Source organism: Chromobacterium vaccinii (assembly GCF_001855275.1).
GTDB lineage: Bacteria > Pseudomonadota > Gammaproteobacteria > Burkholderiales > Chromobacteriaceae > Chromobacterium > Chromobacterium vaccinii.
In genome coordinates this window covers 1,351,413-1,378,003 of record NZ_CP017707.1, presented here as the reverse complement: position 1 = coordinate 1,378,003, position 26,591 = coordinate 1,351,413, and the positions used below count along the sequence as shown (strand labels likewise).

Below are 26,591 nucleotides of genomic sequence, written 5' to 3'. Positions count from 1 at the left end.
TTGTAGTTAAGGGCAGCCGGGTCGAGAGGCCTGGCGCAGAGAAGTTTACTGGGTTTGTAGCTCAGCTGGTTAGAGCACTGTGTTGATAACGCAGGGGTCGTAGGTTCGAGTCCTACCAGACCCACCAGTTGGGGGATTAGCTCAGTTGGGAGAGCACCTGCTTTGCAAGCAGGGGGTCGTCGGTTCGATCCCGTCATCCTCCACCACTCAATGCAAACAAAATCAAATTGAGAAGTTTGATTCTGTTTGCGTTGTATAAACGCCCGATCTTTAACAAACTGAAGAAGCCGAATATATTGAGACGGCGAGATGAAGGCATGCAGTTAATTCTGCATGCGGACAAATCGTCATCTTGGGTATTTGATTGTATCTAAGGCTGCGTCGCCATATCAAAAGGGGCGGTGCAGTCGTCGCACAAACACATCTTGTTGTTTTAGTGGTTTAGGCTGCTGAAATGATAGGGTCAAGCGACTAAGTGCATCTGGTGGATGCCTTGGCGATCACAGGCGATGAAGGACGTGTAAGCCTGCGAAAAGCGCGGGGGAGCTGGCAATAGAGCTTTGATCCCGCGATGTCCGAATGGGGAAACCCACCGCTTAGGCGGTATCCCTGACTGAATACATAGGTCAGAGGAGGCGAACCGAGTGAACTGAAACATCTAAGTAACTCGAGGAAAAGAAATCAACCGAGATTCCGTAAGTAGTGGCGAGCGAACGCGGAACAGCCTGTATGTGATAGAGATTGCGTTAGTGGAAGGTTCATGGAAAGGACCGCCGTAGTGGGTGATAGCCCCGTACACGAAAACGCATTCTTGGTACTAAGCATACGAGAAGTAGGGCGGGACACGCGAAATCCTGTCTGAATATGGGGGGACCATCCTCCAAGGCTAAATACTCGTGATCGACCGATAGTGAACCAGTACCGTGAGGGAAAGGCGAAAAGAACCCCGGGAGGGGAGTGAAATAGAACCTGAAACCGGATGCATACAAACAGTGGGAGCGGACTTGTTCCGTGACTGCGTACCTTTTGTATAATGGGTCAGCGACTTACGTTCAGTAGCAAGCTTAACCGAATAGGGGAGGCGTAGGGAAACCGAGTCCGAATAGGGCGCTTTAGTTGCTGGGCGTAGACCCGAAACCGAGTGATCTATCCATGGCCAGGATGAAGGTGCGGTAACACGCACTGGAGGTCCGAACCCACTAGTGTTGCAAAACTAGGGGATGAGCTGTGGATAGGGGTGAAAGGCTAAACAAACTCGGAGATAGCTGGTTCTCCCCGAAAACTATTTAGGTAGTGCCTCATGTATCACTTCCGGGGGTAAAGCACTGTTATGGCTAGGGGGTCATTGCGATTTACCAAACCATGGCAAACTCTGAATACCGGAAAGTGCGAGCATGGGAGACAGACGGTGGGTGCTAACGTCCATCGTCAAGAGGGAAACAACCCAGACCGCCAGCTAAGGTCCCAAATGATCAGTTAAGTGGTAAACGAAGTGGGAAGGCCCAGACAGCCAGGATGTTGGCTTAGAAGCAGCCATCATTTAAAGAAAGCGTAATAGCTCACTGGTCGAGTCGTCCTGCGCGGAAGATGTAACGGGGCTCAAACTGATAACCGAAGCTGCGGATGGGCGCGTAAGCGTCCGTGGTAGGGGAGCGTTCTGTAGGTCTGTGAAGGTGTCTCGTAAGGGATGCTGGAGATATCAGAAGTGCGAATGCTGACATGAGTAGCGATAAAGCGGGTGAAAAGCCCGCTCGCCGAAAGCCCAAGGTTTCCTACGCAACGTTCATCGGCGTAGGGTGAGTCGGCCCCTAAGGCGAGGCTGAAAAGCGTAGTCGATGGGAAACGGGTTAAAATTCCCGTACTTTTATGCAGTGCGATGTGGGGACGGAGAAGGTTAGGTCATCAGACTGTTGGAATAGTCTGTTTAAGCCGGTAGGCTGGAGTGGTAGGCAAATCCGCCGCTCCTTAAGGCCGAGAAGTGATGACGAGGGTCTACGGACCTGAAGTGACTGATACCACGCTTCCAGGAAAAGCCACTAAGCTTCAGCTGCATAAGAACCGTACCGCAAACCGACACAGGTGGGCAGGATGAGAATTCTAAGGCGCTTGAGAGAACTCAGGAGAAGGAACTCGGCAAATTGATACCGTAACTTCGGGAGAAGGTATGCCTGTTGAGGTGAATCCCCTGCGGGAGGAGCTTTGACAGGTCGCAGAGAATAGGTGGCTGCGACTGTTTAACAAAAACACAGCACTGTGCCAACACGAAAGTGGACGTATACGGTGTGACGCCTGCCCGGTGCCGGAAGGTTAAGTGATGGGGTGCAAGCTCTTGATCGAAGCCCCGGTAAACGGCGGCCGTAACTATAACGGTCCTAAGGTAGCGAAATTCCTTGTCGGGTAAGTTCCGACCCGCACGAATGGCGTAACGATGGCCACACTGTCTCCTCCTGAGACTCAGCGAAGTTGAAGTGTTTGTGAAGATGCAATCTACCCGCTGCTAGACGGAAAGACCCCGTGAACCTTTACTGTAGCTTTGCATTGGACTTTGAACAGACTTGTGTAGGATAGGTGGGAGGCTTTGAAGCTGAGACGCTAGTTTCAGTGGAGCCGTCCTTGAAATACCACCCTGGTGTGTTTGAGGTTCTAACCTTGGTCCGTGATCCGGATTGGGGACAGTGCATGGTAGGCAGTTTGACTGGGGCGGTCTCCTCCCAAAGTGTAACGGAGGAGTTCGAAGGTTACCTAGGTACGGTCGGAAATCGTGCTGATAGTGCAATGGCAAAAGGTAGCTTAACTGCGAGACCGACAAGTCGAGCAGGTGCGAAAGCAGGACATAGTGATCCGGTGGTTCTGAATGGAAGGGCCATCGCTCAACGGATAAAAGGTACTCCGGGGATAACAGGCTGATACCGCCCAAGAGTTCACATCGACGGCGGTGTTTGGCACCTCGATGTCGGCTCATCACATCCTGGGGCTGTAGCCGGTCCCAAGGGTATGGCTGTTCGCCATTTAAAGTGGTACGTGAGCTGGGTTCAAAACGTCGTGAGACAGTTTGGTCCCTATCTGCAGTGGGCGTTGGAAGTTTGACGGGGGCTGCTCCTAGTACGAGAGGACCGGAGTGGACGAACCTCTGGTGTACCGGTTGTCACGCCAGTGGCATAGCCGGGTAGCTAAGTTCGGAAGAGATAACCGCTGAAAGCATCTAAGCGGGAAACTTGCCTGAAGATGAGACTTCCCTGGAGGCTTGACCTCCCTGAAGAGTCGTTCGAGACCAGGACGTTGATAGGTCGGGTGTGGAAGCGCTGTGAGGCGTGAAGCTAACCGATACTAATTGCTCGTGAGGCTTGATCCTATCATTTGAGTAGCTTAGCAAGGCTAGGCGACGAGAGTGGATGTGCGAAGTACATCAAATACCGAATATATGCGGGTTGAGACGAGAGACTCAGCCCAGGCTTCTTCCAGTTTGTGCCAGTTTATGTCTGGTGGCCTTAGCGAGGTGGTCCCACGCCTTCCCATCCCGAACAGGACCGTGAAACGCCTTAGCGCCGATGATAGTGTGGCATTCGCCATGTGAAAGTAGGACACCGCCAGACGCCCCATAACGAAGCCCAGCTCACACGAGCTGGGCTTTGTGCTTTGTGCCGGTGAAACGCCGCCCTCCATCAGCCCCGACCGGTCCCCGGCGGGGCTTTGGCCTTTCTGGGGTGTATGTCGATGTAGTGTGAATTCTTGGACAGATTGTCCATCTTATGTCGTTGCGGGAGATCTGCATTTTTGCAAAAATGCGCGGCAGATATTTTATGCAGCGCATATTATTCAAAATGTCGAATTAACCCCTAGGGCGGAAGTCTTGAGCAAATTCAAGGGCGGCGAGTGGCTGCTGTTCGGCGCGGTCTGGCTTGCCTGCACGCTGCTTGTGACGGCGCAGTGGGGAGTGAGCGAATATCGCCGCTTGCAGGACGGCTTCGAGCTGGCCGCGCATCAGGCGTATGCGGGCGTGGCCAGGCGGCTGGACCAGAACGAGTCGGTGCTGTCGGCGATCGATGCGCTGCTGTTGTCGCGCGAGCCGTTTGATGCGGCTGCCGTCGGCGCCTTTTCCCGTGAGATGCTTCCCCGTTATCAGCAGTTGTACGCCATCCAGTTTCTCCGCAATGTTTCCGCCGATAATCGGGTGGTTTTCCTGAGAGAGATGGAGCAACGCTTCGGCGAGACTTTCTATATCCGCGATTTCGACGTCGTGGGGCGACGCAGCTGGCAGCCTGCCCCGGTGCGAGCCCAGTCTCTAGTCGTCTCGATGATAGAGCCGGATCTGCCGGCAGCCAGTCCCGTTTATGGTTATGACGTGCTTGGCGATGCCTATTTCGCTCCGGATTTGCGGCGGGCGATTTCCGGCGGGCAGAAAGTGTCTTCTCGTCCCTTCGAACTGTATGACGGCGGTGGGCGGGCCTATCTGCTGATGCAGCCCTTGTTCCAGGACTCGGAATCGCCAGGCAGAAAGCGGCTAGCCGGGATGGCGGTGCTGGTGGTTTTCTGCGATCGGCTGTTGCAATTGCCGGTCGATGCCAGCCTGTCCAATAATCTGGATTTGGCCTTGCTGGCCAAGGAGGGCGGGCATGAGCTGTTGTATGAGCGGCTTCATCGCGTCGCCGAGCATGATTGGTGGCCGGTCGTCACCCGACTGGAGGCGAAGCTGCCGCTGAACAGCGAAGCGCAGCCATTTGTGCTGGGCGTCGCCCAGGACGTCCGCGTCAGCGATCTGGTGTTGTTGCCGCTGCTGTTGAGGGAGCTGTTGCTGACGCTGCTGCTGGCCGCCGCCGGCCTGATATATTCCCAGCGCATGGCCTTGCGCAGGCAGCGCAGCCTGGCGGATGAGGAGCTGTTTCTGCAGAGCGAGCGCGCGTCTGTGACCTTGAATGCGATTCATGACGGGGTGATGATCCTGCGCCAGGATCGCAACATTGAAATGGCGAATCCAATGGCGCTGAGGCTGGTGGAAATGCCGGCCGAAGAGGTGCTGGGCCAGCCTTGCCACGAGGTGTTCCGGCTGCTGGGGGAGCTGGCCTCGGAGTTCGCCGAGGATCCGATAGGCGAGTGCTTCCGCACCGGTCTGCCGGTGGAGTTGCAGGAAAGAATGCAGCTGACCACCGCGCGTGGCAAGGTGCATTTCGTCGAGGGCGGCGTCGCGCCGCTGCTGTCCCGCGACGGCGTGCTGATCGGCGTGGTGTGCGCGCTGCGCGACATGGGGCCGCTGCGCCAACGCACGGCCGAGGCGCTGGAGGCCAGCGAAACCCGGGTCAAGGAGCATTTGGAAAAGCTCTCGCACGTGGCGCGGCTGCACACGATGGGGGAGATGGCTTCGGGCATCGCGCACGAGCTCAATCAACCGCTGACCGCCATTTCCAATTATTGCCAGGCGGCGATGCAGATGCTGGAGGGCGTGGATGACGCGCCGCCGCAGGTGCATTCGGCGCTGAAGCTGGCGGTGGCGCAGGCGGGCCGGGCCGGCGAGATCATCAAGCGGCTGCGAGCGCTGGTCAGCAAACGGGCGATCGAGACGCGGCTGATCGATATCAACCAGGTGGTGGGCAACTGCATGTTCCTGGCGGAGTACGATCTGCGCGAGCGGGGCATCGAAGTGGTGCAGCTATTGTCCGGTTACTCCATCCCGGTGATGGCGGACAGCATTCAGCTGGAGCAGGTGGTGTTGAACCTGCTGTCCAACGCGATGGATGCCTTGAAGGACGAGCCGCCTATGAAACGGCACGTGATCATCCATACCCGGCGCGAGGGGCGGAAGGGAATCCTGGAGGTGAGAGACACGGGGCGTGGGATTACTCCCGATCTGCTGGAAGTGCTGTTCCACCCGTTCTTCTCCACCAAGCCGCATGGCATGGGCTTGGGCTTGTCGATCTGCCAGACCATAGTCGAGCAGTACGGTGGGCTGATCTCGGCCGAAAACATACCGGCCAGCGGCGCCTGCTTCCGGATCGAGCTGCCGCTGGCCCTGCAGGCGGAGCGGCAGCTGAGCTAGTTCAGGATGCGCGCGTCAGCGCGCCGGGCAGGGCGCGTTGGGCGCGTTCCTCGCGTGGCGTGATGTTGAAGTGGTTGCGGTAGGTACTGGAGAAATGCGGACCGCTGGAGAAGCCGCAGGCCAGACCGATCTGGACGATGGATTTGCTGGTTTGCTGCAGCAGTTGCCGGGCGCGGCTCAGACGCAGCTCCAGATAGTATTTCGACGGCACCGTGCCCAGGTATTGCTTGAACAGCCGCTCCAGCTGGCGGCGGGACACGCCGACGTAGTAGGCGATGTCGTCGGTGGACAGGGGCTCCTCGATATTCGCTTCCATCAGGCTGACAGCCTCGGTCAGCTTGGGCTGGCTGCCGCCGATGCGGGTGGCCAGCGGGATGCGCTGGCGCTCGTTGCCGGGACGGATGCGCTCCATGCTGAACAGCTCGGACAGCTGGGCGATGAATTCGTGGCCCTGCTGTTTGCCGACCAGGTCCAGCATGAAGTCGAAGGTGGCGGCGCCGCCGGCGCAGCTCAGGCAGCGGCCCTCGCTCTCGTACAGATTGGACGTGACGATCACGTCCGGGAATTCCTCGGTCAGCCGCGCGATTTCGCGCCAGTGTATCGTCGCGCGCTGTCCCGCCAGCAGGCCGGCGCGCGCCAGCCAGTAGCTGCCGCAGCCTATGCCGGCCAGGGTCATCTTGTCGGCGTTGCCGCCCCCCAGGGCCTTGCTCAGGTCTTCCAGCGCGAAATCGCTGACGATCTCGTCGGCCAGGATCAGCAGGTAGTCCAGCTTGGGCGCGTAGGACAGCGGCAGGTCCACCGCCAGCTTGATGTCGTTGGACAGCTGCACCGGCGCGCCGTCCAGCGACAGCAGCAGCGTTTCGTACAGGCGCTTTTCCGCCAGCAGATTGGCGTGCGTCAGCACCTCGGAGGCGCTGGCGAAGTCGGCCATCGAGGCGTGGGGCAGGAGCAGGAAGCCAAAGCGCAGGGCTTTGCCGGTTTGGGGCGGGTGACCCATGGTGTGATTGTCTGTGTCAGTTGGCAAAAATGCCGCCATGGCAGGCAAGCCTGGCATGGCGGCGTTATCTCGCCCTGCATTGTACGATTTATTTCAGCGGGCCGGCACAAATTGTTGCCGGCCCGCGCGGCCTCACTGCTTGCGGGGCGCGAGGAAGGCCAGGTAGCGGCGCTCGGCCCGCTTCATCAGCCAGACTAGGCCGAAGGTGAGTGCCAGGTAGATCAGCGCGGCGGTGAGAAAGGGCTCGAACGGCATATAGCTTTCGCTGTAGATGCGGCGGGCGACGCCGGTCAGGTCGGCCAGCGTCACCAGGCCGGCGATGGCGGTGCTCTGCAGCATCATGATCACTTCATTGCTGTAGGCCGGCAGCGCGCGGCGCAGCGCCGATGGCAGCACGATGCGGCGCAGCATCAGCCACTGGCTCATGCCCATCGAGCGGGCCGCCTCGATTTCGCCCCAGTGGGTGGCGCGGATCTGGCCGGCGATGATCTCGGTGGTGTAAGCGGCGGTATTCAGCGTGAAGGCCAGGATCGCGCAGACGTAGGCGTCCTGCAGATATCGCCAGGCCCAGCTGTCGCGCACCCAGTCGAACTGGGCGAGGCCGTAGTAGATGATGAACAGCTGCACCAGCAGCGGCGTGCCGCGGAACACGTAGCCGAACAGCCAGACCGCGCCCGCCAGCGCGCGGTTCTTGGAGACGCGGGCCACCGCCAGCGGGACGGCCATGGCCAGGCCCAGCAGCAGGGACAGGCCCAGCAGCTCCAGCGTCAGGATCAGGCCGTCGGTGCTGGACAGCATCGGGCTGCCGTCATGGGCGCCGAAGAACTCGGGCAGCCGCTCGATAATCAGTTGGGGATCGATCACAGTCCGCTCTCCTTGGCGCCCATCGAATAGCGTTTCTCCAGCCAGTGGAGCAGCAGGTTGGATACGCCGGTCACCACGAGGAACAGCGCGCCGACGACGACATAGACATCGAACGGCTGCTGGGTGGCGGATTTGGCGGCGTCGGCACGGTACATCACGTCATTGAGGCCGATCACCGACACCAGCGCGGTGGACTTCACCAGCACCAGCCAGTTGTTGGAGAAGCTGGGCAGCGCGTAGCGCACCATCTGCGGCAGCTGGATGCGGAAGAACACGCGCAGCGGCGACATGCCGTAGGCGAGGCCGGCTTCCATCTGGCCCTTGTGCACCGCCATCATCGCGCCGCGGAAGGTTTCCGTCATGTAGGCGCCGAAGATGAAGCCCAGCGTGGCCACGCCGGCGGCGAAGGGGTTGATGTCGGGGCTCTGCCAGCCGAAATAGCCGCAGATGTCGTTGAGCGCCATCTGGGCGCCGAAGAACAGCAGGAACATCCACACCAGGTCGGGAATGCCGCGCACCACGGTGGAGTAGAATTCGGCCAGCAGAGTCAGCGGGCGGGAGTGGCTGGACTTGAACAGCGCGCCGACCAGGCCGAGCGCGACGGACACGACCAGCGAGGTGCCGGCCAGTTTCAGGGTCAGCACGCCGCCTTCGAGGATGCTGGGAAGGTAGCCTTGAAGCATGAAGCAATCTCGGAAAAGGGGATTGCCGACGCCGGCGCGCGGGAGGCGCGCCGGCGTCGTATCGGGTGGTTCAGTTCAGGGCTCAGCCGCCGTAGATGTCGAAGCTGAAGTACTTGTCCTGGACTTTCTTGTAGGCGCCGTCCTTGCGGATCTGGTCGATGGCCTTGTTCAAGCGTTCGACCAATGCCTTGTTGCCCTTCTTGACGGCGATGCCGCAGCCCGGGCCAAAGTATTTGACGTCGGAGTAGTTGGGGCCGACGAAGGCGTAGCCCTTGGCCTGGGCGGTCTTCAGGAACTCCTGCTCGCCGACGGCGCTGTCGACGAACACGGCGTCCACGCGGCCGGACTTCAGATCCAGGAAGGATTCAGGAGACTTGGCGTAGGACACGATGGCGGCGCCGTTCTTGCCCCAGTTGTCCTTGGCGAACTTTTCCTGGGTGGAGGCGCGCAGCACGCCGATCTTCTTGCCCTTCAGGCTGGCGGCGTCCACCTTGGTGCCGTCCTTGGCCACCATGCGGCTGGCGATGTTGTAGTACTTGTGGGAGAAGTCCACCGCCTTCTGGCGCTCCGGCGTGATCTGCATCGAGGAGATGATGGCGTCGAACTTGTTGGCGTTCAGCGCCGGGATCAGGCCGTCCCAGTCCTGGGGCACGATCTGGCAGGTGACTTTCATCGCCGCGCACAGCGAATTGGCGATGTCGATGTCGAAACCTTGCGGCTTGCCGTCGGCGCCTTGCTTGGAGAAGGGCGGGTAGTTGAGATCCACGCCGATGCGCAGGGTTTCCGCCTGGGCGGACAGGGAAGCGAGCAGGGCGATGCCGGCGCTTGCGATCAGGGCTTTTTTCATGATGTTGCTTCTACTTCTCTCTCGTTGGCCGCTGGCGCGATGCGCAGGCGGCCGGCTTGTAAACCCCGCACCGGAGGCGACGTTAATGTTCCGATCCGGGCCGTTTTGTGTTCTGAATTGACCAACGGTTTTTGCGATAGCCAACAATAAGCGGCTGATTTGGTCAATCCCCACAAGCAAGTGCGCACATTCTACCTTACTTTTGCGAACAAATGGAAATATCATAAAAATCAATAAGTTACGCGATAATTGTTTGATGATCTACAATGCGTGCTGTTACGAGATTTGTGTAATTGTCCGTCGCTTTGCTGTAAGGTGTCGGCTGGATTTTCGGGCGGCTTATGCGCCTGCGTTGTTGCCTCTGGGATAGGCGTGGCGCTTTTTGTGTAAGTGCATGTCGCATTAAGGAAATCCGGCCGGGGTGGCGCTATCTACAATGCCCCGACAACCTCCCTGCTCACAACAAGAGAAGCTAAATGTCGCTTACCAACAAGACCGAACTGGCCAGCCTGATCGCTGATATTCAGGCAGTGGCCGAGAGCAAGCTTTCTTCAAAGGAGACCCAACGACTCGCCGCCTTCTTCCCGATCTATTTCGAAGAGACCGAACATGCCGACCTCAGGCAGTTCTCCTCGCTCGATCTGTTCGGCGCAGGGATGGCGCACTACGAGTTCGCCGGCAAGCGCTCTGCCGGACAGGTCAAGTGCCGCATCTATAACCCCGATTTCGAACGCGACGGCTGGCAAAGCACCCACACGGTGATCGAAGTGGTGAACGACGACATGCCGTTCCTGATCGATTCGATCTCCATGCTGCTGTCGCGATACAACCTCAATCTGCATCTGCTGGTCCACCCGGTGTTGGCGGTTGCCCGCGACAAGAGCGGCGTGCTGGCCGAGGTGAAGCGCACCGAGGACCGCAGCCTGCCGCTGGAATCCTTCATCCACGTCCAGATCGACCGCATCAGCGACGCCGAGCTGCTGGCCAAGCTCGAAGCCGAGCTCAAGCGCGTGCTGGCCGATATCCGCCTGGTGGTCAGCGACGAGCCGAAAATGCGCGAAGTGCTGGCCGGCATCGGCAAGGACCTGGCCAAGCTGAAGGGCGACCGCGCCGCCGAGGCCAAGGAGGCGGTGGCCTTCCTCGATTGGATGGCTGGCCGCAACTTCCTGTTCATGGGTTATTGCGATTACGACCTGGTCAAGCGCGACGGCAAGGACAGCCTGAAGATCGTCAAGGAGTCCGGCCTCGGCATCCTGAAAGAGCAGGGCGACAAGGAGTACTCCGCCAGCTTCGAACAACTGCCGCAGGAGCTGCGCGAACTCGCCCATCTGCCGCAGCTGATCATCCTGAACAAATCGCAGACCCGCTCCATCATCCATCGTCCGGCCTATGTCGACTTCGTCGGCATCAAGCGTTTCAACGACAAGGGCCAGGTGATCGGCGAGCGCCGCTTCCTGGGCCTCTACACCGCCAGCGCCTACCAGATGTCGCCGAAGGATGTGCCCATCCTGCGCCAGAAGGTGTCCACCGTCGTCAAGAACTGCGACTTCGTCGACGACAGCTACAAGTCCAAGACTCTGGGCTTCGTGCTGGAAAGCTACCCGCGCGACGAACTGTTCGAGATTCCGGCCGAAGTGCTGGCGCCGATCGTCGAAGGCATCGTCAGCCTGCAGGAACGTCCGCGCGTGCGGCTGTTCGTCCGCGCCGACCGCTACCACCGCTATGTCAGCAGCCTGGTCTATGTGCCGCGCGACAGCTTCAGCACCGAAGTGCGGCTGAAGATCGAAAAGGTGCTGATGAACGCCTTCAACGGCGCCAGCGCCGAGTTCAGCGTGCAGATCGGCGACGGCACCCTGGCCCGCGTCCATTACATCATCCGCACCGCATCCGCCAAGCTGCCTGAATTCCACGCCGCCGACATCGAGGCTGAAATCGCCCGCCTGGTGCGCGGCTGGAGCGAAGAGCTGCACCAGCAACTGGTGGAAGCCCACGGCGAAGAGCGCGGCAATGGCCTGTTCAACCGCTACAAGGATGGCTTCCCGCTGGCTTACCGCGAAGAGTTCGCGGTGCGCAACGCGGTGCTGGACGTCCAGCACCTGGAGGCGATCTGCCCCGAGCAGCCGCTGGCGATGAAGCTGTACCGTCCGTTCCATCGCGGCGGCGCATCGTTCAATCTCAAACTGTTCCGCGAAGGCGAGCCGCTGGGCTTGTCCGCCAGCCTGCCGATTCTGGAAAACATGGGCGTCAAGGTGCGCGATGAGCACCCGTACTGCGTCAAGCGCGTCGATGGCAGCCTGGTGTGGATCAGCGACTTCGGTCTCGACGTCGGCGGTTTCGGCGAGCAGATGGCGCAGGACCAGGTGCAGCACGACTTCCAGGAGCTGCTGGCCCAGGTGTTCGCCAAGCGCTGCGAAAACGACGGCTTCAACCGTCTGGCGCTGGTGGCTGGTTTGGATTGGCGCGAAATCTCGCTGATCCGCGCGCTGGCCAAGTATCTGCGCCAGGGCGGCCTGACTTTCAGCCAGGCCTATATCGAGCAATGCGTGGCCAACTACCCGGCCATCACCCGCAGCCTGGTGGAGCTGTTCTACGCCCGTCTGGACCCGGCAGGCTTCGACGACGACAAGGCCGAGCTGCTGCTGGCCGCCGTGCGCGGCATGTTGGACGGCGTGGCCAATCTGGACGAAGACCGCATCCTGAACGGCTTCCTGGCCGTGGTGCTGGCTACCCGCCGCACCAACTTCTGGCAGAAGGCGGAAGACGGCCAGTTCAAGTCCTACATCTCGTTCAAGCTGGAATCCAGCCAGGTTCCGTTCCTGCCGCAGCCGCGGCCGATGTTCGAAATCTGGGTCTACAGCCCGCGCGTCGAAGGCGTGCACCTGCGCGGCTCCAAGGTGGCCCGCGGCGGCCTGCGTTGGTCCGACCGGATGGAAGACTTCCGCACCGAAGTGCTGGGCCTGGTGAAGGCGCAGATGGTGAAGAACTCTGTGATCGTGCCGATGGGCTCCAAGGGCGGCTTTGTCGGCAAGCAGCTGCCGGCGCCGTCCGAGCGCGAGGCTTTCCTGGCCGAAGGCATCGCCTGCTACAAGATCTTCATCTCCGCCTTGCTGGACGTCACCGACAACCTGGTGACCGGCCAGATCATACCGCCGACCGACGTGCGCCGCCTGGACCCGGATGATCCGTACCTGGTGGTGGCGGCCGACAAGGGCACGGCCACCTTCTCCGACATCGCCAACGGCATTTCCGAGGCCTACGGCTTCTGGCTGGGCGACGCCTTCGCCTCCGGCGGCTCCGCCGGCTACGACCATAAGGGCATGGGCATCACCGCCCGCGGCGCCTGGGAATCGGTGAAGCGCCACTTCCGCCACCTGGGCATCAACACCCAGGAGCAGGATTTCAGCGTGATCGGCATCGGCGACATGGCCGGCGACGTGTTCGGCAACGGCATGCTGCTGTCCGAGCATATCTGCCTGAAGGCGGCGTTCAACCACCTGCACATCTTCCTGGACCCGACTCCCGACGCGAAGAAGAGCTTCGCCGAGCGCGCGCGCCTGTTCAATCTGCCGCGCTCCAGCTGGACTGACTACAATCGCGAGCTGATCTCCAAGGGCGGCGGCATCTTCGAGCGCAGCGCCAAGTCCATCCCGCTGTCGCCGGAAGTGAAGGCGTGGCTGGAAACCAGCAAGGATCACATGGCGCCGAACGAGCTGATCCATGAGATCCTCAAGGCCAAGATCGATCTGCTGTACAACGGCGGCATCGGCACCTATGTCAAGGCGTCCACGCAGAGCCATGCCGACGCCCGCGACCGCGCCTGCGATCCGGTGCGCGTCAACGGCAACCAGCTGCAAGCCCGCGTGGTGGCCGAAGGCGGCAACCTGACGTGCACCCAGCTGGGCCGCGTCGAGTTCGCGCTGGCCGGCGGCCGCATCGCCACCGACGCCATCGACAACTCCGCCGGCGTGGATTGCTCCGACCACGAGGTCAATATCAAGATCTTGCTGGGCGCGGTGATGCAGGCCGGCGACATGACGTTGAAGCAGCGCAACGAGCTGTTGGCCGAGATGACCGACGAAGTGGGCCACCTGGTGCTGCGCAATAATGTGCTGCAGACCCAGATTCTGGCGATCAAGCGCCAGGAGTCGGCGGCGATGCTGACCACCCATGCGCGGATGATCGCGCACATGGAAAAGACCGGCGAGCTGAACCGCGAGATCGAGTACCTGCCGTCCGAAACCCAGATCAACGAGCGCCGCCTCGCCCGCCAGGGCCTGACCGTGCCCGAGATCGCGGTGCTGCTGGCCTATAGCAAGATTTCGCTGGATCAGGCCATCCTGGCCACCGACGTGCCGGACGACAAGGACTTCCTGCCGGTGTTGGTCAACTACTTCCCGAAACCGCTGCAGCAGCGCTTCGGCAAGCAGATGGAACAGCATCAGCTGCGCCGCGAGATCATCGCCAACCAGCTGGCCAACCAGATCATCAACCGCATGGGCACCACCTTCGTGTTCCGGATGCAGGAGGAGTCGCCGTTCTCCGCGGCCGACATCGCCCGCGCCTGGTGGATCGCCAGCCGCGTGTTCGACGCGGAAAGCCTGTGGGGCCAGATCGAGGCGCTGGACAACAAGGTGCCGGCCGACCAGCAGATGCAGCTGATGGTGCTGGTGCGCACGCTGGTGGAGCGCGTGACCCGCTGGGTGCTGCGCAACAAGCGTCCGCTCGGCTCCGTCAACGCGGTGATCGAGCAGTACGCGTCCAAGGTGCAGGGCCTGCTGGCGCAGCTGCCCAAGCTGATTCCGGCCGCCGACTACCCGGCGGTGGCCGCGCTGGAGCAGCGCATCGCCCACGCCAACCTGCCGCAGCCGCTGACCCAGGTGCTGGCGCGCCTGGAGTTCGCGGTGCCGCTGATGGACATCATCGAGATCAGCGAGGGCAGCAAGCTCAAGCTGGAGCAGGTGGCCGCCAACTATTTCCAGCTGGGCAGCACGCTGCAGCTGGACTGGCTGCGCGACGCCATCACCGGCCTGCCGCGCGACAACCGCTGGCAGTCGCTGGCCCGCTCGGCGCTGCGCGACGATCTGTACAGCGTGCACCGCAATCTGGCCCGCCAGGCGCTGGAAGGCGTGTCGGCGGCGGACTTCGCCGGCCAATGGCTGGTCAATCGCCAGGGCGCGGTGGAAATCTGCGGCCAGATGTTCGCCGAGCTGCAGTCGTTCAGCGCGCTGGATCTGGCGATGCTGTCCGCCGGCATGCGCGAGCTGAACAACCATCTGCTGGCCTGATGCCGATGGCCTGAAAATTCTGGCCGCGAGGGCGGAATGAAAAACGCCGCGAGGATTCCTCGCGGCGTTTTTGTTGATATTGCCGGAATATCGGATTTACATCGGTTTTGTGGATTTTAGTAGCTCAAATGTCACTGAAATTGTGTATCTTTGCCGATCTCGACGTCATGCCGTGGCAGCGGCGGATTTCGCAAGAACAATACGCAAGGAGCAAGTGATGAAACTGATTCCGCTGGGCATGGCCCTGGGCGCCGCGCTGGCGCTGGGCGGCTGCATGTCCGATTCCTCGTCCGTGGGCGCGACGCGCACCCAGACTGGCGACGAAGCCGCCGCCGGCCAGGTGGCGGTCAAGATGATCGCCTTCAACGATTTCCACGGCAACCTGGAAGCGCCGGGCACGTTGGCGATTCCTGATCCGAACGATGCGAGCAAGACCGTCAAGGTGACGGCCGGCGGCGTCGACTATCTGGCCGCCTGGGTCAAGCAACTGCGCGCGCAGTCGCCCAATACCGTGGTGGTGTCGGCCGGGGACTTGATCGGCGCGAGTCCGCTGGTGTCCGGCATGTTCCACGACGAGCCGACGATAGAGGCGATGAATTTGCTGGGCCTGGACATCAACGCGGTGGGTAACCACGAATTCGACGACGGCCAGGAAGAACTGCTGCGGATGCAGAATGGCGGCTGCAAGCCAGGGGCGGCGGAGACTTCCTGCTTGTACGGTGGCAGCTTCGGCGGTGCCAAGTTCAAGTTCCTGGCGGCGAATGTGCAGAAACAGGACGGCGGCACGCTGTTTCCGGCTTACGAGATCAAGAAATACGGCAATATCCCCGTCGCCTTCATCGGCATGACGCTGAAGGGCACCCCCGACATCGTGGCGCCCACCGGCATCCAGGGCCTGAGCTTCAAGGACGAGGCGGACACCGTCAACGCGCTGGTGCCCAAGCTGAAGGCGCAGGGCGTGGCCGCGGTGGTGGTGGTGGTGCACGAGGGCGGTTACCAGAGCGGCAATTACAACGAGTGCAAGGGCATTTCCGGTCCCATCGTCGACATCGTCAAAAAATTGGACAAGGCGGTGGGGCTGGTGATCACCGGCCACACCCATCAGGCCTACAACTGCCAGATCGACGGCCGCACGGTCACCAGCGCCAAGAACTACGGCCAGCTGTTCACCGAGATCAATTTCAAGCTGAGCCCGGCGACGCGGACTTTCGTGCCGGGTTCGATCCAGGCGGTCAACCGTCCGGTGACGCAGGACATCGCGCCGCTGGCCAATATCAGCAGCCTGGTCCAGTTCTATCTGGGCAAGGCGGCGGATAAAGGCAACAAGCCTGTAGGCACGCTGGCGGGCGCGCTGACCCGCAGCGCCAACGCGGCGGGCGAATCGACCTTGGGCGACGTGATCGCCGATTCGCAATTAGCGGCCAGCGGCAAGAAGGGGACGGCAGTCGCGGAGGTGGCTTTCATGAACCCGGGCGGCATCCGCGCCGACCTGGCTCCGGCCGCGGACGGCAGCATCAGCTACAAGCAGGTCTACACCGTGCAGCCCTTCGGGAACACCATGATGACGATGACGCTGACCGGCGCGCAGATAGACCGCCTGCTGGAGCAGCAATGGAGCAACCCGTCCCAGCCCAAGATCCTGCAGGTGTCGTCCGGCTTCCGCTACAGCTGGAGCCAGTCGGCCCCGGCCGGCAGCAAGGTGGACATCGACAGCATCACCATCAACGGCGCGAAGATCGATCCCGCAGCCAGCTATACGGTGCAGGTGAACAACTTCATCGCCGGCGGCGGCGACGGTTTCACTGTGCTGACCGAAGGCGGCAACCGCGTTGGAGGCAGAGTGGATGTGGATGTGCTGAATGACTATCTGGCTGGGCATCCCAACTTGTCGGTTCCGGCGTTGAACCGCATCGTTCAGAGACCATGAGTGATCGGCCTCTCCGCCTGCGGGCAGGTGGAAGGGCTCTGCGCCTGTTCAAAGTCCGGCGAGCGAGGGCGAGACAAGGAGAAAACAGCTGAAGAAGCGCAGCGCGCATACGGCGCGTGAGATTCCGAGGCTGTTTGCAAAGCCGTGTCGCCGAGGCGCGGCAGGCATTGGGCGGGCTTTCAGAAGTAGTCTATCTGGTCGGCGATGAGCGGGGATTCCAGCTTGCCGCCGGCCACCAGCTTTTCATAGCCGCAGACCTGATCGCGGCCGTGGCTTTTGGCGTAGTAAAGCGCGCGGTCGGCTTGTTCCAGCAGCTGGTCTGGCAATAATCCGGGGGTGATGCGGGTGTAGCCGATGCTGATGGTGATGCAGCCTGCTTGGGGGAAAACGTGCCGCCGGACCGAGGCGCGGAAGCGCTCCAGCGCGACTTCGGCCGGCTCCGCGTCCCCGCATTCCAGCAGCAGCGCGAATTCTTCGCCGCCATAGCGGAACAGTCCGTCTTCTTCGCGGAAGCTTGCCTGCATCAGCTGAGCCATCAGCAGCAGCACCTCGTCCCCGACCATGTGGCCGAAGCGGTCGTTCACCTGCTTGAAATGGTCGATGTCCAGCAAGGCCAGCATATGGGTGGCCGCGGACTCCGCCTCATGCTGCAGGGAAGCGATCAGGTTGTAGAAGCGCAGGTCGAACTTGCGGCGGTTGTGCAGCGCGGTCAGCATGTCGCGGTCGGCCTCGAACAGCAGCCGCAGGAAGTTCTCGTGTATCCGCGCCATCGCCAGCAGCATGTCCCGGTTGACGTCGGCGTCCGGGCCGCAGTGGATCACCACCAGCGAGGTGATGTTGCCCATGCAGTGCAAGGGCAGGCACAGGCCGCTGGGAATGCGCAGCAGCGCCGTGTTGTCGTGATGGGCATGGCTGAACAGCTCGCGCAGGAGCGGGGAAGGGGGCAGCCAGCCGTCGGCTGGGGTTTCGCGGACCTCCGGCTTGCCGGACGCGGCCAGCGCTTCCAGCCGCCGGCAGAGATAGGGCGAGCCGTTGACCCGGCGGCAGGCGAACAGCTCGACCCTGTCGACATGCATCAGCTCCACCAGGGTGGACAGCAGGCTGGACTCCAGCATTTCCTGCTCGCGCTGCGAGGTCAGCTCGACCAGATTGTCGAGCAGCAGCTTGCTTTCATCCTGCACCGCGGGAGACGTCGGCATGGCGGGAACTCCTGGAATGGCCGCGATGCGGCGCGTCCGCGCCGCAAGTTCCCAGAAGTATAGGCAAGCCGCCGAAGAAAACAGTCCTAGCCGCGACCAGTGCTGCCGAAGCCGCCGGCGCCGCGGTCGGAAGCGTCGAAGTCGTCGACGATATTGAAGCCCACCTGCACCACCGGCACGATCACCATCTGGGCGATGCGCTCCATCGGCTCCAGGCGGAACGGTTCCTGGCCGCGGTTCCAGACCGAGACGAACATCTGGCCCTGATAGTCGGAATCGATCAGGCCGACCAGATTGCCCAGCACGATGCCGTGCTTGTGGCCGAGGCCGGAACGCGGCAGCAGCATGGCGGCCAGGCCCGGATCGTTCAGGTGGATGGCGATGCCGGTCGGGATCAGCTTGGTTTCGCCCGGCTGGATGGTCATCGTCTCTTCGGTGGCGGCGCGCAGATCCAGGCCGGCCGAGCCGGAGGTGGCGTAGGCGGGCAGGTTGTCGCGCAGGCGCGCGTCCAGGATCTTGACGTCGATTACGGGTTGCATGGTGTTTCCTTGTGATGCGGGGCGGCCGAAAGCCGCCCGATGGTTGATTCTTCAGCGCTTGGCCAGCAGGGCGGCCAGGCGGCGGACGATGGCGGCGGCCACGTCGTCCTTCGGCATCTGCGGCAGCGGGTGCTCGCCGGCGTCGTCCAGCAGCACCACCTGATTGTCGTCGGCGCCCATCGCCTGCTGGGCGAGGTTGGCCACCAGCATGGGCAGCTTCTTGCGCCTGCGCTTGGCCTCGGCGAATTCCAGCAGGTTCTGGCTTTCGGCGGCGAAGCCTACGCAGAACGGCGCGGCCGGCAGGCTGGCAACGGTGGCCAGGATGTCCGGGTTTTCTTCCAGCTCGATGGTCGGCGCGGCCGCGCCTTTCTTGATCTTGTGCTCGCTGCGGTTCTTCACCCGGTAATCGGCCACCGCCGCCACGGAAATGAACACATCGCTGCGGCCCACCTCGGTCAGCACAGCCTGTTGCATCTCGGCCGCGCTCTGCACGTCCAGCCGGCGCACGTTCAGCGGCGTTTCCATGCCGGTGGGGCCGGATACCAGCGTGACTTCGGCGCCGGCGTCGCGGCAGGCGCGCGCCAGCGCGTAGCCCATCTTGCCGGAGCTGATGTTGGTGATGCCGCGCACCGCGTCTATCGCTTCGTAAGTGGGGCCGGCGGTCAGCAGCACTTTTTTGCCGGCGAGCAGCTTGTCGGCGAAAAAGCCGTGCAGCAGCTCGACGATTTCATGCGGCTCCAGCATGCGGCCGTCGCCGGTCTCGCCGCAGGCCTGGAAGCCGTTGCCGGGGCCGAACACGGTCACGCCGTCTGCTTCCAGCTGGGCGATGTTGCGCTGGTTGGGCGGGTTTTGCCACATTTGCAGATTCATCGCCGGGGCGACGATCAGCGGGCAGGTCCGCGCCGCAGCCAATGTCGAGACCAGGTCGTCGCAAGCGCCGTGGGCCAGCTTGAACAGCAGGTTGGCGGTGGCCGGCGCGATCAGGAAGGCGTCGGCGCGGCGCGACAGCTCGATATGGGCCATCGCGTTGCTGGGGCGCGGATCCCACAGATCGGTGTAGACGGTGTGGCCCGACAGCGCCTGGAAGGTGGCGGGCGTCACGAAATGGGTGGCCGATTCGGTCATCACCACTTCCACTTGGTGCCCGGCCTTGATCAGCTGGCGGGTCAGCTCGGCCGACTTGTAGGCGGCGATGCCGCCGCCGATGCCGAGGAGGATGCGTTTGGCAGTCATCTCTATGGTTTCGAAATCAGCCGTAAACTGGCCATTCTAGCGGATTTGTCCTTTCGGGTGGTCGTGTCGTCGGCAGTTCATGCCAATGTTAATGTCATTGCCTGCTTCTATCTTATTGGCCTGACCCCACAAACAATGCTATAGCCAGAAGGAGGATGCGAGATGTCCATCGCCAGTTGGCCCGAGTCCGAGCGTCCGCGGGAGAAGCTGTTGTCCCAGGGCGCCGCGACGCTTAACGATTCCGAATTGCTGGCCATCTTCCTGCGCACCGGCATCAAGGGCGTCAACGCGGTGGAGCTGGCGCGGCGGCTGTTGCAGGAATTCGGCTCCCTCTCGGCGCTGCTGGCCGCGCCGCTGCCCGCGTTCAAGGCCAAGCAGGGCCTGGGCGAGGCGAAATACGCGCAATTGATGGCCTGCACCGAGCTGGCGCGGCGGGCGCTGTCGGAGCAGCTGAAACTGGGCGACGCGCTGTCCAGCCCGCAGCAGGTGAGGGATTATCTGAGACTGAGCATAGGCAGGCGGGAGGTTGAAACATTTGTTGTGATTTTTCTGTCGGCACAAAACCGGCTGATCGAAGTCGAAGAAGTGTTCAAGGGAACCTTGACCGAGACCCGGGTGTATCCGCGCGAAGTGTTGCGGCGGGCGTTGCGGCACAATGCGGCGGCGCTGATTATCGCGCATAATCACCCGTCAGGCGTCAGCGAGCCGTCCAGCGCCGACCGGGTGCTGACCGACACGCTCAAGCGGGCGCTGGAACTGGTCGATATCAGGTTACTTGACCATTTTGTCGTGACCGGCGGGCACGCGGAGTCGTTCGCCGAGCGTGGTTGGCTGTAGCAGGCGCGTGAGCGCGCGGGGCTTGATGCGATGGCGGTTTGACAGTGCCGCCCCCGATGACGGGGCCCGCGAACAATAACTGTTTGCTTGACCTTTGTTCTCCACCGCATCATAAGGAGGTCGTCATGAACATCCTGCGTTTGCTGAATGAATCGGATTACATTCAGGTCAACAACCAGTTCGTCAAGCCGGACTTCCACACGGTTTCAGAAGAGTTTTCGGACGACGACGACGTGGTGCTGGAAGCCACGCTGGATGGCCAGGAGCTGGTGCTGACCGTGGCCGACCTGACCGACGCCACGCCGCTGGCCGACGGAGGGTTCTGGCTGGAAGGCCTGGGCTATCTCCGTTTCCTGTCGCAGCAGAATCTGCATTGACGTTTCGTCTCCGCATTCTTCCCCTATGGCCCGGCCGACGCCGGGCCATTTCGTTTGGCGGCCGTGGTTTGACCTGCCTCAACTCCGGCACGGGCGCGATGTTCTAGAGTGGCGGCTGTTATTTGCCAGTCATAAATCGGGAGCGTGGAGCGCGTATGCAAAAGTTCAGGATAGGCATGGTGGGAGTGGGGGAGACAGGCACGCCTTTGCTGAAGCAGTTGCTGGATGCGTCGTTCGTCGATCTGGTCGGCGTGGCGGATCTGGATCTGCGGTTGCCGGGCATTCTGCTGGCCAAGGAGCGCGGCGTGCCGGTGACCGATAATTTCATCGAGATCGCCGAGCAGGGCGAGCGCGTCGACATCATCATCGACGTCACCGGGTCCCGCAAGGTAAGGGAAGATCTGCGCCGCTACATGCAGTTTTCCGGCAACACCCATACCGTGATCGTGCACGAGCGGGTCGCCTTGCTGATGCTGTCGCTGGGCGCCGGCCGCTGGGTGGAAACCAGGCATGACGAGCTAAGCTATTGATCTGGAATGTTTGGAATGTGAGGCTGTCCCAGCGATAAGGGAGAGCTGCACGAGGGGATGCGGGAGGCTTGCGCCTCCCGCTTTTTTATTCTCCGGTCGGCGGTTCCGGCGAGGCCGCGTTCTTGTATGCTGAGAGTGTAGTCCGCGCGGTATGGCGCCGCGGGCTATCCTTCATTGCCGTGCAAGGGGAATTAAATGATCAAGCCATCTTCATCCGCCTGGCTGCTGCTATTGCTGCCCGGACTCGCCTTCGCCGCCCTTGGGCAGCGCATCGATTTATCGTCTCCCACACCGGTGGCGGGCCGTCAATTGACGGCGGCAGCCATCGGCGCGCCCTATCGCGTGGTGCAGGATCAGGATGCGGCGGGAAGGGTGATACGCCAGTATGTCGCCGGCGACGGCACCGTTTTCGCCGTGACCTGGAGCGGACCGACGCTGCCGGACCTGCAGCAGTTGCTGGGCGATTACTTTCCCGCTTTCCGCCAAGCCCAGCAGTCCAATCGTCGAGGACTGAATGCGCTGCAAGGGCAGGCCGGCGGCTTTGTGGTGCAGTCCCGCGGCAGGCTGGGAGCATTTTCCGGCTTTGCTTGCGACAGCGCGCTGTTGCCGGCGGGCGTGACCGTTGACCAGCTGAAATGAGGGCGAAACGATGCGCAGAATGATATCGATATGCCTGATGCTGTTGTTGAGCGCCTGCGGTGGCGGCGGCGGCGGGGGGGGAGACAATCTGTCCAACGGCGGCAATGGCGGCAGCACTTCCGCCAATAGCGTGGCGATGACGGTGGACTCGGGGCCAAGCGGCGTGCAGGGGGCGTTCAACATTCCTTATGTCTCGGTCACCGTGTGCGCGCCGGGCAGCACCAGCAATTGCCAGACCATAGATCACGTCCTCGTCGACACCGGCTCCACCGGCTTGCGGATACTGGCGTCGGCTTTGAGCGCCCCGCTGCTTGCCGGGCTGGGCAGCCAGCAGGTGAGTAGCCGCCAGGTAGTGGAGTGCATGCAGTTTGTCACCAGCATCACCTGGGGCGCGGTCAAGCTGGCCGACGTCAAAATGGCGGGCAAGGTGGCGAGCTCGTTGCCGATGCAGGTGATATCGGACCCGGTTTACACCACGATTCCGAGCGGCTGCGCATCGCGAGGCACCAATGCCGGCAGCCTCACAGGCCTTGGGGCGAATGGGATCATCGGCGTCAGCCAGGCTTTGCAGGACTGTGGCGGCAATTGCGCGAACAGCTCGCTGAACAGCGTGTATTACCTGTGCGCGGGCGCGTCGAGTTGCGTGGGCGGCGCGGTGCCTGTTTCGCAGCAGGTGGCGAATCCGGTGGCGGCGTTCAGCGGCGATAACAATGGCGTATTGCTGCAGCTGCCCAGCGTGCCTGTGACCGGGACGGCGACGGCGACGGGCTCGCTGATCTTCGGCATCGGCACGCAGTCGAACAATGCGATTCCAGGCGGAGCGCAGGCCTTCCCCGCCGCCAACGCCGGTTTTACCATCAACACCAGTTACAAGGGCGTCAGCTATTCCAGTTTCATCGATAGCGGCTCCAATATCCTGTTCTTCCCGGATAACGGCATAAGCACTTGTACGGTATACAGTTCGACTTGGTTTTGCCCGTCCTCGCAGCAGAATCTGAGCGCGGTGCTGTCCAGCGGCTCCAGCAGCAGCACGATCAACTTCAGCGTGATCAGCGCGCAGTATCTGACGAGCAGCAACAATGCGGCCATGCCCGGCATTGCGGCGCCGGCCTCGGGCTCATTGTCCACTCAATTCGACTGGGGCCTGCCGTTCTTCTATGGGCGCAGCGTGTTCATCGGTTTTGTCGGCGGCAGCAATTCCTTGGGATCCGGACCTATGTATATTTTCTGAGCTAGTCCGATCTTGCGGCGCAACAATATCTGATCTATAACGCAATCGTCATCACGATGACATCTCCTCTGTCTTTGTGCTTGAGGATAATGGCAAACAGGCCCGGAACATTCCGGGCCTTTTTTTGTTATATGGGCAGCACGAAATATCAGTTAAGCCAGCATTCGTTCCATGCTACATTTCCATGTCATTTTTATTTCGGAACAAGCGTGAACGCGGCGAAGAAGATACGCCAGTTGCTGGATCAGAGCGAAGAGCCGGAACAGGTGGAGGTGTTGCTGCAAATGGTCGCCGGCTTGCAACTGGGGCAGCCGTTCGACCTGAGGCGGCTGTGCGGGATCGAGCAGTCCTATTTTGAGCTGGGCATGGCGCTATTGAAGGATTGGCACGCCGATCATCACATCGCCGCGCGCAGCAAGCTGGTCGAGTCCATTCTGGCGCGCGACCACGGCCTGCAGCTTCAGCTGTGCCATCTGGACGTCCCGGCCGGCTGACGCTTGCTGTTAGAATGGTCGTCTTTGCGCGACGGAGACGACCATGCTGGCGGATGTGGAACTGGCCAAATCCTATCGATTGTTGAACCACGGGCCGACGGTGCTGGTGAGCAGCGCGGCGGGCGGCAGGCTCAATGTGATGGCGGCGGCCTGGGCGATGCCGCTGGATTTCGATCCTCCCAAGGTGCTGGTGGTGGTGGACAAGTCCACCTATACCCGCGAGCTGATCGAGGCCAGCGGCGAATTCGTGCTCAACATCCCGTGCCGCGCTCAGGCGGCGCAGGTGGTGCAGGTCGGCAGCGAGAGCGGCCACGGGCAGGACAAGTTCGCGTCCAGCGGGCTGGAGCCGATGCCTGGGCTGAAAGTGGGCGCGCCGCGGGTGGCCGGCTGCATCGCTTACCTGGAATGCAGGGTGGTGCAGGAGCCGCATAACCAGCAGCAGTACGATCTGTTCATCGGCGAAGTCGTCGCGGCCCAGGCCGACAGCGAAGTTTACAGCGATGGCCGTTGGCATTTCGCCGATGACGCCAAGCGCAGCCTGCATTACATCGCGGGCGGCGCTTTCTTCGCCACTGGCGAGGCGTTCAGCGTATAAGAAAAGAACCCGCTTATGATCGCAAACAGGCGCCAAGCGCCGTGGTTGTGATCCGATAAAAAAAGCCCGCCTTCATGGCGGGCTTTTTTGTTGGCGTCGCGGCGCTTACTGCCAGTCCACCAGCGCATACAGCTTCTTGCCGCGCTTGAGCAGCGAGTATTGGCCGAACAGGCGCTCGCCGTCGCCGATGGCGTGCTCCAGGCTGTCCACCTTGATGCCGTTGACGCTGACCGCGCCGCTCTGGATGAAGGTGCGCGCCTCGCTCTTGGACTTGGCCAGGCCGCCGGCGGCCAGCGCGTCGATCAGGCCGCTGGCGCTCTTGTCCAGGCGGATGGTCGGCAGGCCGTCCTGCGCCAGCTGGGCGAAGTCATCGGCGGTCAGGCTGGACAGATCGTTGCTGAACAGGCTGTGGGTGATGCGCTGCGCCGCTTCCAGCGCGGCCTTGCCATGCACCAGCGCGGTCACTTGCTCGGCCAGGATGCGTTGGCCTTCCGGCTTGCCCTCGCGGGTCTTGTCGGCCTCCTCGATCGTGGCGATCTCGTCCACGGACAGGAAGGTGAAGTAGCGCAGGAACTTGTACACGTCGGCGTCGGCGGTGGAAAGCCAGAACTGGTAGAAGGCGTAAGGCGAGGTTTTGCTCGCGTCCAGCCAGACCGCGTTGCCTTCGCTCTTGCCGAACTTGGTGCCGTCAGCCTTGGTGATCAAGGGCAGCGTCAGGCCGTATACCTGGGTCTGATGGATGCGGCGGGTCAGGTCGGTGCCGGCGGTGATGTTGCCCCACTGGTCGGAGCCGCCGATCTGCAGCTTGCAGCCGTGGCGGCGATACAGTTCGGCGAAGTCATAGCCCTGCAGCAGGCTGTAGGAGAATTCGGTGAAAGAGATGCCCTGGTCTTCGCGGGCGATGCGCTGTTGCACCGCTTCCTTCTTGATCATGGCGTTGACCGAGAAATGCTTGCCGATGTCGCGCAGGAACTCCAGAGCGCCCATCTGGCCGAACCAGTCGTAGTTGTTGGCCATGATGGCGGCGTTGCCGCCTTCGAAGGACAGGAAGGGCTCCACCTGCTTGCGGATTTTATCCACCCAGCCTTCGATGATGTCCGGGGTGTTCAGTTTGCGTTCGGTGGCCTTGAAGCTCGGGTCGCCGATCATGCCGGTGGCGCCGCCCACCAGCGCCACCGGCCGGTGGCCGGCCTGCTGGAAGCGCTTGAGCATGAGAACCGGGACCAGGTGGCCGAGGTGCAGGCTGTCCGCGGTCGGGTCGAAGCCGCAATAAAGCGTAACCGATTCCTTGTTCAGCAGTTCTTGCAGCGCGGCCATGTCGGTGGTTTGCGCGATGAGGCCGCGGGCCTCCAGATCCTGAAGAAGGGCGGTTTGCGTCATTTGACTGGGTCTCCAACACGGTAGAAAACAACGGCCCGTTGCGGGGCCGTCAGGGGATGCGGTTCCGACGCCGCTTCGCGTCGCCGGGAAAAACGTCCATCTTAACCGAAAATGGAGCGAATTGCGCTTCCGGGCGTAGAATAGCCATACCCATAGCATGGGCGGGTTTGCCCAGATGCCGCATTGCGGCAAAATGTCGGGCGGGAAATCAGAAAAGGAAAAATCGATGTCGCAGCAGGTCAAGGTATGGGATGTTCCCACTCGTTTGTTCCACTGGACGCTGGTGGGATTGTTCTGCGCCATGTGGTACTGCGCCGAGCAGGGCGGCGAATGGCTGCAATACCATATCTATTGCGGCGTCGCGCTGGCGTCGCTGCTGGTGTTCCGTCTGATCTGGGGCGTGATCGGCAGCCAGACCGCGCGCTTTTCCAGTTTCGTGCGCGGTCCGAAAGCCATCCTGCGCTATCTGAAGGGCGAGTTACCGGAGCGCGAAGCGCCGGGCCACAATCCGCTGGGCGGCTGGATGGTGGTGGCGATGCTGCTGGCGCTGGCCGCGCAGGTGCTGACCGGCTTGTTCGCCGCCGATGTGGACAGTTATCTGTACGACGGCCCGCTGGCCAAGCACATCGACAGCGGCCTAGCGGAATCCGCCACCGGCGCGCACAAGCTGCTGTTCAACGGCTTGTTGGGCTTGGTGGCGCTGCATATCGCCGCCATCGTCGTCTACCGGGTGGTGAAGAAGCAGAATCTGGTGGGGCCGATGCTCACCGGCTACAAGAAAATGGCCGGAGAAAAGCCGAGCTTGCGTTTCGCGCACGGCGCGCTGGCTTTGGCGGCGCTGTTACTGTCGGCCGGCGGCCTGTATTTCGCGCTGCTGCGGTAGGGGCCAGCCCATAGTCTGCG

General features: G+C 61.8%; 19 protein-coding genes, 2 tRNA genes and 2 rRNA genes. 15 read left to right on the top strand and 8 right to left on the bottom strand.

Annotated elements, in window-relative coordinates; genetic code table 11:
* Positions 1-50 precede the first annotated feature (50 nt).
* The 5 genes from BKX93_RS06200 to BKX93_RS06180 all read left to right on the top strand — a co-directional run bounded on the left by BKX93_RS06200 (position 51) and on the right by BKX93_RS06180 (position 6,031).
* Positions 51-127 (top strand) — tRNA-Ile (locus tag BKX93_RS06200).
* A gap of 3 nt (positions 128-130) precedes the next feature.
* Positions 131-206: transfer RNA gene (locus BKX93_RS06195), tRNA-Ala, on the top strand.
* Positions 207-461: 255 nt separating this feature from the next.
* Positions 462-3,352, top strand: a 23S ribosomal RNA gene (locus tag BKX93_RS06190).
* 126 nt (positions 3,353-3,478) lie between these two features.
* Positions 3,479-3,593, top strand: a 5S ribosomal RNA gene (rrf, locus tag BKX93_RS06185).
* Between the two features lie 257 nt (positions 3,594-3,850).
* On the top strand, positions 3,851-6,031 hold the full coding sequence (locus tag BKX93_RS06180) for an ATP-binding protein (RefSeq protein ID WP_244887248.1): 2,181 nt from the start codon (positions 3,851-3,853) through the stop codon (positions 6,029-6,031).
* 1 nt (position 6,032) lies between these two features.
* On the opposite strand, the gene BKX93_RS06175 is transcribed toward BKX93_RS06180, so the two are convergent.
* The 4 genes from BKX93_RS06175 to BKX93_RS06160 form a co-directional block, all read right to left on the bottom strand.
* On the bottom strand, positions 6,033-7,028 hold the full coding sequence (locus tag BKX93_RS06175; RefSeq protein WP_070979189.1) for a GlxA family transcriptional regulator: 996 nt from the start codon (positions 7,026-7,028) through the stop codon (positions 6,033-6,035).
* A gap of 132 nt (positions 7,029-7,160) precedes the next feature.
* Complete coding sequence (locus BKX93_RS06170) at positions 7,161-7,892, bottom strand: ABC transporter permease (protein WP_083340460.1); 732 nt, start codon at positions 7,890-7,892, stop codon at positions 7,161-7,163.
* Complete coding sequence (locus BKX93_RS06165; RefSeq protein WP_046158296.1) at positions 7,889-8,575, bottom strand: ABC transporter permease; 687 nt, start codon at positions 8,573-8,575, stop codon at positions 7,889-7,891. Before BKX93_RS06165 ends, BKX93_RS06170 begins: the two co-directional genes overlap by 4 nt.
* A gap of 82 nt (positions 8,576-8,657) precedes the next feature.
* On the bottom strand, positions 8,658-9,422 hold the full coding sequence (locus BKX93_RS06160; RefSeq protein ID WP_046158297.1) for an ABC transporter substrate-binding protein: 765 nt from the start codon (positions 9,420-9,422) through the stop codon (positions 8,658-8,660).
* Between the two features lie 476 nt (positions 9,423-9,898).
* Here BKX93_RS06160 and BKX93_RS06155 point away from each other — a divergent pair, with 476 nt between their 5' ends.
* Both BKX93_RS06155 and BKX93_RS06150 read left to right on the top strand, forming a co-directional pair.
* Positions 9,899-14,707: an NAD-glutamate dehydrogenase gene (locus BKX93_RS06155; RefSeq protein WP_070979187.1), complete on the top strand. Its 4,809-nt coding sequence runs from the start codon at positions 9,899-9,901 to the stop codon at positions 14,705-14,707.
* A gap of 217 nt (positions 14,708-14,924) precedes the next feature.
* Positions 14,925-16,634 (top strand): bifunctional metallophosphatase/5'-nucleotidase, encoded by a 1,710-nt coding sequence (locus BKX93_RS06150; RefSeq protein ID WP_070979186.1) that lies wholly within the window; start codon positions 14,925-14,927, stop codon positions 16,632-16,634.
* Between the two features lie 179 nt (positions 16,635-16,813).
* On the opposite strand, the gene BKX93_RS06145 is transcribed toward BKX93_RS06150, so the two are convergent.
* The 3 genes from BKX93_RS06145 to coaBC all read right to left on the bottom strand — a co-directional run bounded on the left by BKX93_RS06145 (position 16,814) and on the right by coaBC (position 19,605).
* A complete protein-coding gene (locus BKX93_RS06145) occupies positions 16,814-17,833 on the bottom strand; it encodes a GGDEF domain-containing protein (RefSeq protein ID WP_070979184.1) in 1,020 nt (339 codons plus the stop codon).
* Between the two features lie 86 nt (positions 17,834-17,919).
* The gene (gene dut, locus BKX93_RS06140) at positions 17,920-18,372 is read right to left on the bottom strand and encodes a dUTP diphosphatase (protein WP_021475736.1); all 453 of its coding nucleotides are present in this window, start codon (positions 18,370-18,372) and stop codon (positions 17,920-17,922) included.
* Positions 18,373-18,423: 51 nt separating this feature from the next.
* Positions 18,424-19,605: a bifunctional phosphopantothenoylcysteine decarboxylase/phosphopantothenate--cysteine ligase CoaBC gene (coaBC, locus tag BKX93_RS06135; protein ID WP_070979182.1), complete on the bottom strand. Its 1,182-nt coding sequence runs from the start codon at positions 19,603-19,605 to the stop codon at positions 18,424-18,426.
* A gap of 162 nt (positions 19,606-19,767) precedes the next feature.
* Between coaBC and radC the strand changes: the two genes are divergently transcribed.
* From radC to BKX93_RS06100, 7 genes are all read left to right on the top strand, one after another.
* Positions 19,768-20,442: a RadC family protein gene (gene radC, locus BKX93_RS06130; RefSeq protein WP_021475734.1), complete on the top strand. Its 675-nt coding sequence runs from the start codon at positions 19,768-19,770 to the stop codon at positions 20,440-20,442.
* Between the two features lie 125 nt (positions 20,443-20,567).
* A complete protein-coding gene (locus BKX93_RS06125; protein ID WP_021475733.1) occupies positions 20,568-20,819 on the top strand; it encodes a hypothetical protein in 252 nt (83 codons plus the stop codon).
* A 155-nt stretch (positions 20,820-20,974) separates the two neighbouring features.
* Complete coding sequence (locus tag BKX93_RS06120) at positions 20,975-21,349, top strand: Gfo/Idh/MocA family oxidoreductase (protein WP_046158302.1); 375 nt, start codon at positions 20,975-20,977, stop codon at positions 21,347-21,349.
* A 195-nt stretch (positions 21,350-21,544) separates the two neighbouring features.
* A complete protein-coding gene (locus BKX93_RS06115; RefSeq protein ID WP_070979180.1) occupies positions 21,545-21,988 on the top strand; it encodes a DUF2844 domain-containing protein in 444 nt (147 codons plus the stop codon).
* Between the two features lie 37 nt (positions 21,989-22,025).
* A complete protein-coding gene (locus BKX93_RS06110; RefSeq protein ID WP_222103295.1) occupies positions 22,026-23,219 on the top strand; it encodes a DUF3443 domain-containing protein in 1,194 nt (397 codons plus the stop codon).
* Positions 23,220-23,428: 209 nt separating this feature from the next.
* Complete coding sequence (locus tag BKX93_RS06105; protein ID WP_052717575.1) at positions 23,429-23,713, top strand: hypothetical protein; 285 nt, start codon at positions 23,429-23,431, stop codon at positions 23,711-23,713.
* A 43-nt stretch (positions 23,714-23,756) separates the two neighbouring features.
* Positions 23,757-24,308 (top strand): flavin reductase family protein, encoded by a 552-nt coding sequence (locus BKX93_RS06100; RefSeq protein WP_046158305.1) that lies wholly within the window; start codon positions 23,757-23,759, stop codon positions 24,306-24,308.
* Positions 24,309-24,413: 105 nt separating this feature from the next.
* Here the strand turns inward: BKX93_RS06100 and tyrS are convergent, their stop codons facing one another.
* Entirely contained in the window at positions 24,414-25,688 is a 1,275-nt protein-coding gene (gene tyrS / locus BKX93_RS06095; RefSeq protein ID WP_070979177.1) for a tyrosine--tRNA ligase, read from the bottom strand.
* A gap of 226 nt (positions 25,689-25,914) precedes the next feature.
* Between tyrS and BKX93_RS06090 the strand changes: the two genes are divergently transcribed.
* On the top strand, positions 25,915-26,571 hold the full coding sequence (locus tag BKX93_RS06090) for a cytochrome b/b6 domain-containing protein (RefSeq protein WP_186009500.1): 657 nt from the start codon (positions 25,915-25,917) through the stop codon (positions 26,569-26,571).
* Positions 26,572-26,591 lie beyond the last annotated feature (20 nt).